This window comes from Vibrio hibernica, from assembly GCF_015223435.1.
Classification (GTDB): Bacteria; Pseudomonadota; Gammaproteobacteria; order Enterobacterales; family Vibrionaceae; genus Vibrio; species Vibrio hibernica.
In genome coordinates, this window is sequence record NZ_VHKO01000016.1 from 17,322 (window position 1) to 31,247 (window position 13,926).

The window sequence follows — 13,926 nt, forward strand, 5'->3', positions numbered from 1 at the left end:
TAGTTTCTAACCTCTAAAAATCAAAAAAGGTGCTCACATTGAGCACCTTTTTATTGTTCATTACTAGAGACTAACATTTCCTCTCAACAAACCTAATCTATCTTAAAACCTAAACTCTCTTAACAAACCTAAGCTTGTACTCTTCTTAATACCACTTTCAATAGATCAAAATTGGCAGCTAAATCTTCTGATAACAATTCCATTGCACCATGCTTTGCAAGTGGTGCAGGCACATCAATATCAGTACCTAGGATCTCATCCACCACTTCTTTAAACTTAGCTGGATGTGCAGTGCATAAGAATAACCCGGTCTCACCTTGTTGCAACTGTTCCGTTAGCACGCGGTAGGCAATCGCGCCATGTGGCTCGCACAGGTAACCAAGTTGATTTAATTCAACTACTGATTCTGCGCTTTGCGTATCCGTTACCATTCCTTTACCTAACGTATCTAAACCCCAACCTTTAATACGGCACAACTCTTCAATACGTGGCCAGTTATTCGGTTGGCTCACATCCATTGCATTTGAGGTAGTCGCAATCGTTGGTTTTGGATCCCATTTCCCCGTTTCAAGATAACGCGGCACGGTATCATTAGCATTCGTCGCAGCAATGAAACGCTTAACAGGCAAGCCTAATGCTTTAGCCAATAAGCCTGCCGTTAAATTACCAAAGTTACCGCTTGGTACCGAAATAACTAAGTTTTCACGTTCCGTTTTGCTCATTTGAGATGCAGCTTCAAAGTAATAACAGATCTGCGCCATTAAGCGACTAATATTAATAGAGTTCGCCGAATTCAAACCAATTTCTTCACGTAAAGGCTGATCATCGAATGCTTGTTTTACTAGTGCCTGACAAGCATCAAAATCACCGTCAATGGCAACCGTGTGAATGTTTCCACCTAAAGTACAAAACAACTTTTCTTGCAGCGGACTGATCTTTCCTTTTGGATATAAGATCACCACATTAATATTTTCCATGCCATAAAAAGCATGAGCAACCGCAGCCCCAGTATCACCAGATGTAGCGGTTAAGATCGTTATTTTTTGATTTTTATCTGCCCCTTCTTTTGGTAAAGAGACAGCCGCCAATGATTGCGCCATAAAACGGCCACCAAAGTCTTTAAACGCTAAAGTCGGACCATGGAATAATTCCAACGCATACACGCCATCTTTTATTGATTTAATCGGTGCTGGAAATTGAAATGCAGCACCCACAAGTTGTTGAACTTGTTCTTTAGGCAATTCATCGCCAATTAATGCTGATAGAATTTTACTGCTACGAGGAATAAAACCTTCGGCTAATAAGGCATCGATATCATCAAATTGTGGAATATCCGATGGGAAAAAGAGACCTTGATTTCTCCCTAGTCCTTGGCCTACTGCTTGGCCGAAAGAGACTTGCTCATCATTTTCTTTGATATTGTACAGCTTCATAATTCACTTCCTGTTACGCTCGAACCATCCTTGTCTAAGCGACAAATATGCACGAAACCTTCTTCGTTTTGTAGGTAATTTTCTTCTAACCAATTTGCGACGCGCTCTGCCACATCTTTTTTCGAACAAATTGTAAAAATAGTTGGTCCAGAACCAGAAATGCCGCAAGCCAATGCACCCGCCGACATCGCATACTGACGCGCTTGCGCAAAGCCAGGTAACAGCTTCTCACGATATGGTTCAGCGATCACGTCTTTGATGAGTTTTGCTGCCAGCTCTGGTTGCCCTGAATGACAAGCATGAATAAAACCACCTAAATGACGACCATGCGCAATAATATCTTGGCGACGATATTGCGATGGTAAAATCGAACGAGCTTCAGCCGTGGACACTTTAATTCCCGGATACGCCATCACCCAGTACCATTCATCAAAACACGGGACTTCTTGACTAATAATGCCTAGCTCTTCAAGCATTAATTGCAAGCCACCCAAATAGCACGGCGCAACATTATCATAGTGTACTCCACCAGATATTTGACCTTCCATCTCGCCCATTAAAGCAAGCAGATCCATTTCAGATAAAGGTTCACCATGGAAACGGTTAAGCGCATCTAACGCAGCCACAATAGAACAAGCACTCGATCCTAAACCAGAACCAATTGGCATGTTCTTTTCAAGCGTCATTTCTAACGGTAAAAGTTCAATGCCTTTTTTATCTAATTCACGAGCAAAAACACGCCAGCAATCGTAGATAATATTTTCTTTAGGGTTAGTGGGTAGTTTACTGACAAAGCGGCCAGCGGTTTTTAATTCAAATGGAACATCACTATCACTCGATGTCACCTGAACGCGATCGCCGAGTAACGTGCCATCGATAGGAGAAACAGCCGCACCTAAAACATCAAAGCCAACACTCACATTACCAATAGAGGCAGGAGCATAAACAACAACACTTTCATTTTTCATCGTCATAATTACACTCCTAATTTCCAGCCAAGGGTACGCATTACATCCGAAAATACGCCCGCAGCGGTCACTTGAGTACCTGCGCCATAACCACGTAATACCAGTGGGATTGGTTGATAATAACGGCTATAAAATGCAAGCGCATTCTCGCCGTCTTTAATTTTATACATTGGGTCATTATCATCGACTGAAATCATTTTCACTCGGCAAATACCTTCATCAATGCTACCAACGTAACGTAAGACTTTCCCGTCTTCAGCAGCTTTAGCGGCCAACTCTGTAAAGTAGCCATCAGCTTGCGGCAAGCGAGTCATAAACTCTTCAATACTACCCGAATCATCAAAACCTGGTGGCAGCGCTTGTTCAACAACCACATCGTCTAATTCAAGCACCATGCCGGCTTCACGAGCTAAAATAAGCAGTTTACGCGCCACATCCATCCCCGAAAGATCATCACGAGGATCCGGCTCAGTAAAACCATTCTCTTTGGCAATATTGGTTGCTTGGCTTAATGTCATGCCTTCATCTAACTTACCAAAAATATAAGAAAGAGAACCGGACAAAATACCATTAAATTTCTCTAATTCATCCCCTGCTGAAATCAGGTTTTGCAGGTTTTCAATAACAGGAAGTCCCGCACCAACCGTCGTTTCATACATGAATTTACGACGAGTACCGCGCGCAGTTTCACGCAGCTGATGGTAATAGCTCATACTCGCAGTATTTGCTTTTTTATTCGGCGTAACAACATGGAAACCTGCCGCTAAGAAATCAATATATTGATTAGCAATCACTTCACTTGAGGTGCAATCGACTAAAACCGGATTAATAATATGATTTCGTTGAACCAGTGCGATCATACGAGCAAGACTAAACTCTTCAGTCGCATGAGCCATACGCTCACGCCAACCTTCAAGTGGCAAACCGTCACTATCCAGCAGTAAACCTTTTGAGTTGGCTAAACCACAGACTCGAATCACAATACCTTTTTCAGCTAATTTAGCTTGTTGACGCTGGAATTGATCCACCAACTCACCACCAACACCACCGATACCAACGACAAACACATCTAGGAAATGCTTAGAATTAAACAAATTCTCATGACAAGCTTTAACGGCAACGGCAATACGATCTTCAGGAATAACCGCTGAAATAGCGCGCTCGGATGAACCTTGAGCAATCGCTACGACATTAACGTTAACTTCAGCCAGTGAGGCAAAAAATTGAGAGGCGACACCTCGTGCGGTGCGCATTTTATCACCCACTAAAGTCACAATCGCCACATCATCAGTGAATTCAATCGGATCAAGTAAACTATCTTTAAGCTCTAACTCAAAAGCCGCTTGCAGTGATTGCTCGGCTTTTAGTTTATCCGCCGCTTCAATACAAAAACTAATGCTGTATTCAGAAGATGATTGTGTGATAAGAACAATCGAGACACCAGAAATAGACATCGCACCAAAAACTCGGCTTGCCATGCCAACCATGCCTTTCATTCCTGGGCCAGACACATTGACCATCGTTAACTGGCTTAAAGTTGTAATGCCTTTTATCGCAAGATTATCTTCACCGGTATCTTGGCCTATTAATGTGCCCGCACCTTGAGGATTAAAGCTGTTTTTAATGAGGCATGGAATTTGAAATTGTGCGATAGGGGCAATCGTCTTCGGGTGTAATACTGAAGCGCCAAAATAAGACAGTTCCATCGCTTCTTGATAGCTTAATGATTTCAATAAACGTGCGTCTTCGACTAAACGAGGATCGCAATTGTACACACCATCAACATCCGTCCAGATTTCACAACAATCCGCTCGTAAGCAAGCAGCCAAAACAGCCGCCGAATAATCAGAACCATTACGTCCTAGTGTCACCAACTCACCTTGCGCATTGCCCGCGGTAAAACCAGGCATAATATGAATATAGCCTGCTGGGAGTGGATTATGTTGGAAATTAATAGCTGAAGCATCAACATCAACAGCGGCTTCAAGATAATCACCTTTTGCCAATAGGTATGCCACAGGATCAATTAAATTTACTTGCTTACCTTTTGCTTCAATCACCGCTTTCATCAGCTGAATAGAAATCTTTTCGCCTTTACTGATAATGCGGGCGTTAACATGATTTGGGCACATGCCTAATAACGCAATACCGTGAGCATATTGTTTGAGCTGTAGAATAGACGTCTTTACTTGACCGTCGAAACCTTGATTATCTAAATGACCAAGTTCAGACTTAATCGACTGAAACAAATCATAAAATGATTGCTCTAATTCATTAATTTGTAATTCAGCTTCACCGTTTTGTAATACGCACTCAATCACAGCAACCAATTTATTCGTGGTTTTACCTGGCGCAGAGAGCACCACCGCAACTTCTTCCTGTTGAGCATTATTAATAATAATATCCGCGGCTCGTAAAAATCGATCCGCATCGGACAATGACGATCCGCCAAACTTTAATACTCGCATCCCTTCCTCCAAATGACATAAAAAAAGGCCTGTATCTGGTGAGATACAGGCCTTTTTTTGAAAACTTTCGCTTACCAGCCTGCCCCAACATTAATTGTGTCGGTTATAATAATGGTGGTGGCCATAGCGATAGTCGAAAACATATAAAAATCTACTTAACTTAAGAACTGACTCTAGAAATACCGATTTAACGACAATGAGTCAATCAAAACTTCACTTTATTACCGTTAAACTCGATGAACCCCATAAAGCAACTTGATAGCATTAACTAAGTAATACTTCAAAAGCCATGAAATATTCTTAAAGTTTAGATATAAGCAAAATATTAGTACTGTAAATAATAAAAGAACGATAGATATAAAGAGAATCAACATCGCTAGATAATACTGCAACATTTGGGCATCAAAACATAAAAACGAAGACCAATATAAAGACTCGTCAGTAAACTTAATTATTCCATTGATGCAAATCAACAAAGTGAATGTTAGTTAACATTCACTTATTGTTAGCAAGCTGTTAAGACTGTAAACTCAATTCCATTAAATAATGATTAAAAGTATACATACTAAAAGTGGACACATCGCTATCAAGCATTGATATTAAAGGCTATTAGTCCAGTATCAAACCTTGCATTAGCCAATGTATTCACTAATGAGATGTTATTTTTCATCTACTATTACTGATATTATTCATGATTTAGGTACTCTTATGCATACCCCACAAATTCTTATCGTTGAAGACGAACAAGTCACACGCAATACGCTAAAGACTATTTTTGAAGCTGAAGGATACAGCGTATTTGAAGCTATCAATGGTGATGATATGCACCAGATCCTGTCTGAGAATAAAATTAACTTAGTAATTATGGATATCAATTTACCCGGTAAAAATGGCTTGTTACTGGCTCGTGAATTACGCGAGCAAGCAAATGTTGCACTCATGTTCTTAACAGGACGCGATAATGAAGTGGATAAAATTCTTGGCCTAGAAATTGGGGCTGATGACTACATTACAAAACCATTTAATCCTCGTGAACTAACTATTCGTGCTCGTAACTTACTGCAACGTTCAATGAATCAAGGTGATGTACAGGAAGAAAAGCACAACGTTGATAAATACGAATTTAATGGTTGGATCTTGGACATAAATAGCCGCTCTTTAGTTAACCCGGCTGGCGAAAGCTATAAATTACCTCGCTCAGAGTTTCGTGCTCTACTTCACTTTTGTGAAAACCCGGGCAAAATTCAAACTCGCGCTGATCTATTGAAAAAAATGACAGGACGCGAACTAAAACCTCATGACCGTACCGTCGATGTAACTATTCGCCGTATTCGTAAGCACTTTGAATCGGTTACTGATACGCCAGAAATCATTGCCACTATTCACGGTGAAGGCTATCGCTTTTGTGGTGAGTTTTCAGAGTAAGCAAGACTTCCTCGAACTTTAGACCATAATAATCCTAATAAAAATATAAACCCTCAAGCTTTTGAAGCTTGAGGGTTTATTTTTTAAGCTTTATTTATAGCTAAATATGACTAAATGATTAGCAAGGCTAAGATTGAAGGGTTTGCTTAAGCAATAAAATATCCGACTGATAATAATCTTTAATTTCATTAATCCATTCCATAACTTTTATTTCCCAATCAATACGTTCTGGAGATTGTGCCTTTTGTGCCAATTCTTGCAATCGCTTCAACCCAACAGAACCTGCTGCTCCTTTAATTTTATGAGCCTCGGACACCATATTCTCGGTATCCCAAATCACTGCATATTTATATAACTCATCGAGATATTCAGGCAGTGCGTGAGCAAACATATCTAAATTGTCCAGCATGGGCTGGACACCAACAATCTCAATATAAGATTCCAACATAGGCAAATCAAACAGATCTGTTAATGATTCTTCTGGCTCCACATTGGCCTCCTTAATACTCTCGGTTGAATCTAATCCAACCATATTCATACTTGTTATCGGTTGAGCTTGGTTTGAATTTGTTTTTCGGTTTTCGATGCATTCTTCAATAACCGCATAAATGGCTTTAATCGAAAGAGGCTTACTGATCGCGTCATCCATTCCTTTTTCAAAATATTCACTCTTATCCGTCATAGAATTGGCTGTTAATGCAACCAATGGCGGTAGTGACTTATAACGTTGACGCAACTCACGAGCTATATCAAAACCGGTCATATCCGGAAGTTGAATATCTAATAATACTAAATCGTAGTCATCGGGATTGAATCGTTTCAACGCATCCTTACCCGTCATGGCGACATCAACAGTATGTCCTAAGTTTTCCAGCACCGAGCGAGCAACAGTTACATTAAGCTCAATATCTTCAACCATAAAAATGCGCAGATTAGACTGAGATTGAAATTGATTTGATGTTATTTTTGGTAACTGGGCAATAGGTACCCGAATAGAAATATAAAAAGTACTGCCAAAGCCAAGCTCACTAGATACCGTTATTTCACCGTCCATCCTCTGGATAATTTCTTGAGAAACTGCCAAGCCAATTCCTGTCCCAACCGCGTGTAAATTATCCTTACCCGATTTGACTTGATAATACATACCAAAAATATTATCAATTTCAGATTGCGGGATCCCAATACCAGTGTCTTCTATTTCAAATTCAATATGGGCAAATTCATTGTCATAATCAGCACTAATATTGACCGTAACACCACCTTCTTTAGTAAATTTCATGGCATTGCTGACTAAATTCCACAACACCTGACGTAAACGTGATGCGTCAACACGAATTCCAATAGGTAAATCAGTTAAGCGATCCATTTCAAAACGAAGTCCTTTTTGCTCAGCCATCAAGTGAGAAATCGTTTCAATATCAGAAATAAAGCTATGGAAATCGGTAGCAACAGGTAAAAGTTCTAGCTCACTGCGATCTAGTTTATTTAGATCAATAACATCATTAAAAATATGACCTAACGTAATTGCACTGACATTAATGGTTTGCATGTATTTATTTTGTTCATCCGTCAGCGGCGAAGCCAATAAAATACGGCTGAGACCAACAATACCATTGAGAGGGGTTCTTAACTCATGACTTATCGTGGATATAAACTGAGTCTTATCTTGGCTCGCTTTCACTAGCGCATCTTGATAAACCTGACGTTCGGTAATGTCTCGGCCAAAACCAACTAATCCCAGCAACTCTCCATTTTTGCTATAAAAAGGTAATTTTCGGAATTCAAAATAGGCTTTTTTTCCATCGGGATACGTTAGCCAGATTTCATAGGTAAGCTCTTTATTTTCGGCGAAGACTCTAGCATCGGTAGCTTCAACCTGTTGACGCGTACCTGCATCGGTATAAACATCATAAATAGACAATCCCACCAATTGATTAAGCTTAAGTCCAATCAGATCTTCAAAAGCTTTATTGCATCCAGAGAACTCTCCATGAGTATTGCGGTAATAAATCAAATCGGGAGAAGCATCGAGAAAGGAGCGTAATAGCGCCGTGCGATCGGCTAATTCTACTTGCGTTTTTTCACGATGAAAAACTTCACTTTCTAAATCAACAATAGCGTCTTCTCTCGCTTCTTCTGCTCTTTTTCTTTCTTCTATTTGTTGGTTTAATTCTTTGATGTTTTTTTGTAATTTGATATGCAATTCAATATCACGAGTACGCATATCCTTTAACTTCCCAACCAACTTACTTAATCGTTGTCGAGAGTCCTCTAATTGCTCCACTACCACGGTAAGAAAATAGACCGCCCAAGGTGTCACTAGTAAGCCGAAGAAAATAGAACGAATGATGAGTAAATTTTCTACATCACCATGTAATAATATGCTGATACAGGCTTGAATTAAAACAGAAAATGATACCAGCGCAGCTGCAAGCAGCATCGAAAAACGAACGATGCCAAGCTTGACCAATAAATCCACATAGTATTGTGCAAGATTTTTTAACGGACTCATTTCCCACCCATTTAATTCACTAATAAATAATTTCTATAGTACAAGGAAAAGGGTTACGAATGCCCTATTTCAAATAATATTAAGTCTATTTTTCACCTACATGTATATAAAACAGAAAAAACATGAGACCAAAAAATACAAATAAAATAAAAATTTAACTTTAAAGCATAAAAAACCACTAAATAGCAGTTTCAAGTGTTTAATATTCAAGAGATGTAAAAAAATGTGACGATCGAGCAAACTTTCGTTGGAATTACATAGTACAAAAATGTAGGATATTGACATGATATTATCTTTTTCGTGAGGTTAATCACGTTATAAGGTTAGTGTCAGCCACTATCTTTTTTAAACTAGGCGACACCATCAACTGTAATACTTAAGAAAAATAGCAAGAGAAACCAAGGAATCATTTTTTTCGCATATTATTTTCTGCGAATGATGGAAAGGAATCGAGCTAACTTCTCAAGGTTGGGTTAAGTTCAGCAAAAGATTATAAGTAAATAAAAGGACAAAGTAGTTTTGGTTAATGAGCATGATGCCCATTCCATCACTACCATTTAACTTGGAAGGATGTATCTATGGTAAGTAGAGAGCAAAGTGCACATGGATTGTACACCCCAGAGCTAGAGCATGATGCCTGCGGGATCGGTTTTGTTGCTCACTTAAAAAACCGCAAATCTCATGCGGTTGTCACGCAAGCCCTCGATATGTTGGCTCGTATGGAGCACCGTGGTGGTCAAGGCTGCGATCCATGCAGCGGCGATGGCGCAGGTATTCTACTGCAAAAACCTCATGAATTTTTATTAGAAGAAGCCGTTAAACTCGGTATTCGCTTACCGTCATTTGAAAAATATGGCGTAGGTGTTGTTCTATTTCCTAAAGATGAATATAAGCGCCAACAGTGTCGCGATATTTTAGAACGTAATGCCGCTCGACTTGATCTTGAAATTATTGGCTATCGCGTACTGCCTGTTGATAATTCAATGATCGGCGAAGACCCTCTAAGCACAGAACCTCAATTTGAACATGTGTTTATTTCTGGTGGTCCAGCCACAACTCCAGCTGAACTTGAACGTAAGCTTTATGTTCTTCGTAATTACACTGTGCGTGTATGTTTAGAGTCAGTCTCCAATATTGGTGATGATTTTTACATCAACTCATTATCTTATAAAACATTGGTTTATAAAGGTCAGCTAACAACAGATCAAGTGCCTCAATATTTCTTAGATCTGCAAAACCCAAGCATGGTAACCGCACTTGCTTTGGTTCATTCTCGCTTTTCAACCAACACATTCCCAAGATGGCGCCTTGCGCAGCCTTTCCGTTACATTGCCCACAACGGTGAAATTAACACTGTCCGTGGCAATTTAAACTGGATGAAAGCACGTGAAGCGATCTTAGAATCAGACTTATTTACTCAAGCTGAAATCGACATGCTATTGCCGATTTGTTCTGAAAACGGTTCCGATTCATCAAACTTTGATATGGCGCTAGAGCTCTTAGTTCTATCAGGCCGTAGTTTGCCACATGCCTTAATGATGTTAATTCCTGAAGCATGGCAAGAAAACAAAAATATGGACCCGACTCGTCGTGCGTTTTATCAATACCACGCCAACATTATGGAACCATGGGATGGCCCAGCTTCCGTATGTTTCACTGATGGTGTACAAGTAGGCGCAACGCTGGACCGTAATGGGCTTCGTCCGTCTCGTTATACCGTGACTAAAGATAACTTCTTAATCATGGCATCGGAATCTGGCGCAGTAGAAATTGCACCAGAAAACATCGAATACCGTGGCCGTTTACAACCAGGTCGTATTTTTGTTGCCGATCTAGAACAAGGCCGCATCATTTCAGATGAAGAAGTGAAAGATGGTATTGCCAATTCTCAGCCTTATGAGCAATGGGTAAGTGATAATTTATTAAGCCTTAAACGCCTGCCTGATGCTGATAATATGCATCATCAACCGTCTTCAGCTCGCTTGCTTCAACACCAACAAGCATTTGGCATTAGCTCTGAAGAAGTCAAAGAGATCATTCAAGTACTAGCGAAAACAGGCTATGAACCATTGATGTCTATGGGTGCTGACTGGCCGCTAGCCGTGTTATCGCATCAATCTCAGCATTTGTCTCACTACTTTAAGCAATTATTTGCTCAGGTAACGAATCCACCGATCGATCCGATCCGTGAGCGTATGGTAATGTCACTTAACACCTATTTGGGTCGTGACCATAACTTACTTACCGAAACACCTGAACATTGCCAAAAAGTTGAATTAGAATCGCCGGTTCTCTCTAATGAAGAATTAGAAAAACTACGTGCGATTGATAACGAGCATTTGCAAGCAAAAACACTGGATATCGTTTTCCGTGCTACAGAAGAAAATGGCAAGCTAGAACGTGCGCTAAAACGTATTTGCCAATACGCTGAAGATGCAGTTATTGATGGCTACTCTATTATTCTTCTAACTGACCGCGCCACCAACTCAAACCATGCGGCTATTCCGGCAATGCTGGCGGTCGGCGCTGTGCATCACCATCTGATCCGTAAAGGTTTACGTGCTAAGTGTGACATCGTTGTTGAAACCGGTGATGCTCGTGAAACACACCACTTTGCGACTTTAATTGGCTATGGCGCAAACGCAATAAACCCATATCTTGTAACGGAGACCATTGTTGAACTTCAGAAAAAGAAAAAATTGGATCCAGAAACGCCATCGAATGAATTATTCAATAATTACCGTAAAGGTATTAATGCGGGTCTTTTGAAGATTTTCTCTAAAATGGGTATTTCAACGCTACAGTCTTACCATGGTGCACAAATTTTTGAAGCGCTTGGTATTAGCAAAACGGTCGTTGATAAATACTTCACCGGTACTGTTTCTCGTATCCAAGGCCTAACAATTGATGACATCGCCCGCGAAGTGCTGCTCCGTCACCGTGTTGGCTATCCAACTCGTGAAGTGCCACTTCAAATGTTGGATGTTGGTGGTGTTTACCAATGGAAACAACGTGGTGAAAAACACCTGTTTAACCCTGAAACCATTTCATTGTTACAACAATCAACACGAAATAAAGATTATTCTCAGTTTAAGCAATATGCAAAAACGGTAGATGACCAAGGTGATAATGCAGCAACATTGCGCAGCCAACTTGACTTCATTAAAAACCCAGCAGGATCTATTCCGCTAGACGAAGTAGAACCAATTGAAAGCATCTTAAAGCGCTTTGCAACAGGTGCAATGAGCTTTGGTTCTATCTCATACGAAGCGCACTCAACACTTGCTGTTGCCATGAACCGAATTGGTGCGAAATCTAACTCAGGTGAAGGTGGTGAAGACCCAATTCGCTTTGAGAAAAAAGATAATGGCGATTGGGAGCGTTCTGCGATCAAGCAAGTGGCTTCTGGGCGTTTTGGCGTAACCTCTTACTACTTGACCAATGCTGCCGAGCTGCAAATTAAAATGGCGCAAGGGGCAAAACCAGGTGAAGGTGGTCAGCTTCCTGGTGATAAAGTCGATGATTGGATCGGTGCAACACGTCACTCCACTCCTGGTGTTGGTCTGATTTCACCACCACCACATCATGATATTTATTCTATCGAGGATTTAGCTCAGCTAATCTACGATCTAAAAAATGCCAACCGTGATAGCCGCGTCAACGTAAAATTGGTTTCTGAAGCTGGCGTAGGAACGATTGCATCAGGCGTAGCAAAAGCCAAAGCAGACGTTGTTCTGATTGCGGGTTTTGATGGCGGAACAGGCGCATCACCGATGTCGTCAATTCGTCATACTGGTTTACCGTGGGAATTAGGCCTAGCAGAAACACACCAAACACTACTGAAAAACGGTTTACGTAACCGTATCGTGGTTCAATCCGATGGCCAAATGAAAACGCCTCGCGACTTAGCGATGGCGACACTTCTTGGCGCAGAAGAATGGGGTGTGGCAACCGCAGCACTTGTAGTTGAAGGTTGTATTATGATGCGTAAATGTCATAAAAATACTTGTCCAGTTGGTATTGCAACGCAAAATAAATCACTGCGTGAGCGTTTTGATGGCCGTGTAGATGATGTCGTAACGTTCTTCCAATATCTGGCTGAAGGTTTACGTGAAATCATGGCTGAATTAGGTTTCCGCACCATTCAAGACATGGTTGGACAGTCTCATAAACTAAAAGTACGTGATGATATTCAACACTGGAAATACAAGAATCTAGATTTAAGCCCGGTTCTCTACATCGAGCAACCCCGTGCTGAAGATGGCATTCATAACCAGAAACAACAAAATCATGATCTTGAAGATGTACTGGATCGTAAGTTAATTAAGTTGGCGCAACCTGCGTTAACTAAAGGTGAAGCAGTACAAGCTGAGTTCCCTATTATTAACACCGACCGAAGCACTGGCACTATGCTGTCGAATGAAATTTCTAAAGTCTATAAAGACAATGGCTTACCTCAACCGATGAACGTTAAGTTTACTGGTTCAGCTGGTCAATCTTTCGGTGCATTCCTGGCAAAAGGCGTAAAATTTGAAGTTGAAGGCGATGCTAACGATTACTGGGGTAAAGGCCTATCTGGCGGTACTTTAGTGCTCTATCCTGACCACAAATCAACGATTGTTGCAGAAGATAATATTGTCGTCGGTAACGTTTGCTTCTATGGCGCAACATCGGGTGAGTCTTTCATCCGTGGTTTAGCCGGTGAGCGATTCTGTGTCCGTAACTCGGGCGCACATGTTGTGGTTGAAGGTGTGGGTGACCATGGTTGCGAGTATATGACCGGTGGTACAGCGATAATCCTTGGCTCTACAGGTCGAAACTTTGCGGCAGGTATGAGTGGCGGTGTTGCTTACGTTTGGGATAAATCTGGCGATTTTGAAACTAAGCTCAATGACGAGTTAGTGGATCTAGACCCGCTTGAAAATGAAGATAAAGCCTTGCTACGCAGCATGTTAACAAAACATGTTGAATACACTGGAAGTGATGTAGCAAAAACCTTCCTTAGCGATTTTGATACTCACTTAGCAAGCATGGTTAAAGTCATGCCTCGCGACTATAAAGCAGTGATGTTAAAACGTAAGGCAGTGGCAAAAAACACGGAACTGTTGGAGGCAGTATAA

At 40.8% G+C, this 13,926-nt stretch carries 6 protein-coding genes and 1 other annotated feature; of the genes, 2 read left to right on the forward strand and 4 right to left on the reverse strand.

Annotation, left to right across the window (positions count from 1 at the left end; all coding sequences use genetic code 11):
- Window positions 1–128: 128 nt before the first annotated feature.
- The 3 genes from thrC to thrA are packed head-to-tail and all read right to left on the reverse strand — an operon-like array spanning window position 129 to window position 4,869.
- The gene (gene thrC, locus FH976_RS08325) at window positions 129–1,433 is read right to left on the reverse strand and encodes a threonine synthase (protein WP_194090409.1); all 1,305 of its coding nucleotides are present in this window, start codon (window positions 1,431–1,433) and stop codon (window positions 129–131) included.
- Complete coding sequence (thrB, locus tag FH976_RS08330; RefSeq protein ID WP_407701638.1) at window positions 1,430–2,401, reverse strand: homoserine kinase; 972 nt, start codon at window positions 2,399–2,401, stop codon at window positions 1,430–1,432. The genes thrC and thrB overlap by 4 nt, the downstream gene beginning before the upstream one ends.
- A gap of 8 nt (window positions 2,402–2,409) precedes the next feature.
- On the reverse strand, window positions 2,410–4,869 hold the full coding sequence (thrA, locus tag FH976_RS08335; RefSeq protein WP_194090411.1) for a bifunctional aspartate kinase/homoserine dehydrogenase I: 2,460 nt from the start codon (window positions 4,867–4,869) through the stop codon (window positions 2,410–2,412).
- Window positions 4,870–4,887: 18 nt separating this feature from the next.
- Window positions 4,888–5,005 (reverse strand) — a sequence feature (Thr leader region).
- A 572-nt stretch (window positions 5,006–5,577) separates the two neighbouring features.
- Here thrA and arcA point away from each other — a divergent pair.
- Complete coding sequence (gene arcA / locus FH976_RS08340; RefSeq protein WP_194090412.1) at window positions 5,578–6,294, forward strand: two-component system response regulator ArcA; 717 nt, start codon at window positions 5,578–5,580, stop codon at window positions 6,292–6,294.
- A 127-nt stretch (window positions 6,295–6,421) separates the two neighbouring features.
- On the opposite strand, the gene arcB is transcribed toward arcA, so the two are convergent.
- A complete protein-coding gene (gene arcB / locus FH976_RS08345) occupies window positions 6,422–8,806 on the reverse strand; it encodes an aerobic respiration two-component sensor histidine kinase ArcB (RefSeq protein ID WP_194090413.1) in 2,385 nt (794 codons plus the stop codon).
- A 578-nt stretch (window positions 8,807–9,384) separates the two neighbouring features.
- Here arcB and gltB point away from each other — a divergent pair.
- Window positions 9,385–13,926 (forward strand): glutamate synthase large subunit, encoded by a 4,542-nt coding sequence (gltB, locus tag FH976_RS08350; RefSeq protein ID WP_194090414.1) that lies wholly within the window; start codon window positions 9,385–9,387, stop codon window positions 13,924–13,926.

Coding starts and splice junctions, on each gene's coding strand:
- thrC (WP_194090409.1), bottom strand. CDS start 1,433: ATGAAGCTGTACAATATCAAAGAAAATGATGAGCAAGTCTCTTTCGGC.
- thrB (WP_407701638.1), bottom strand. CDS start 2,401: ATGAAAAATGAAAGTGTTGTTGTTTATGCTCCTGCCTCTATTGGTAAT.
- thrA (WP_194090411.1), bottom strand. CDS start 4,869: ATGCGAGTATTAAAGTTTGGCGGATCGTCATTGTCCGATGCGGATCGA.
- arcA (WP_194090412.1), top strand. CDS start 5,578: ATGCATACCCCACAAATTCTTATCGTTGAAGACGAACAAGTCACACGC.
- arcB (WP_194090413.1), bottom strand. CDS start 8,806: ATGAGTCCGTTAAAAAATCTTGCACAATACTATGTGGATTTATTGGTC.
- gltB (WP_194090414.1), top strand. CDS start 9,385: ATGGTAAGTAGAGAGCAAAGTGCACATGGATTGTACACCCCAGAGCTA.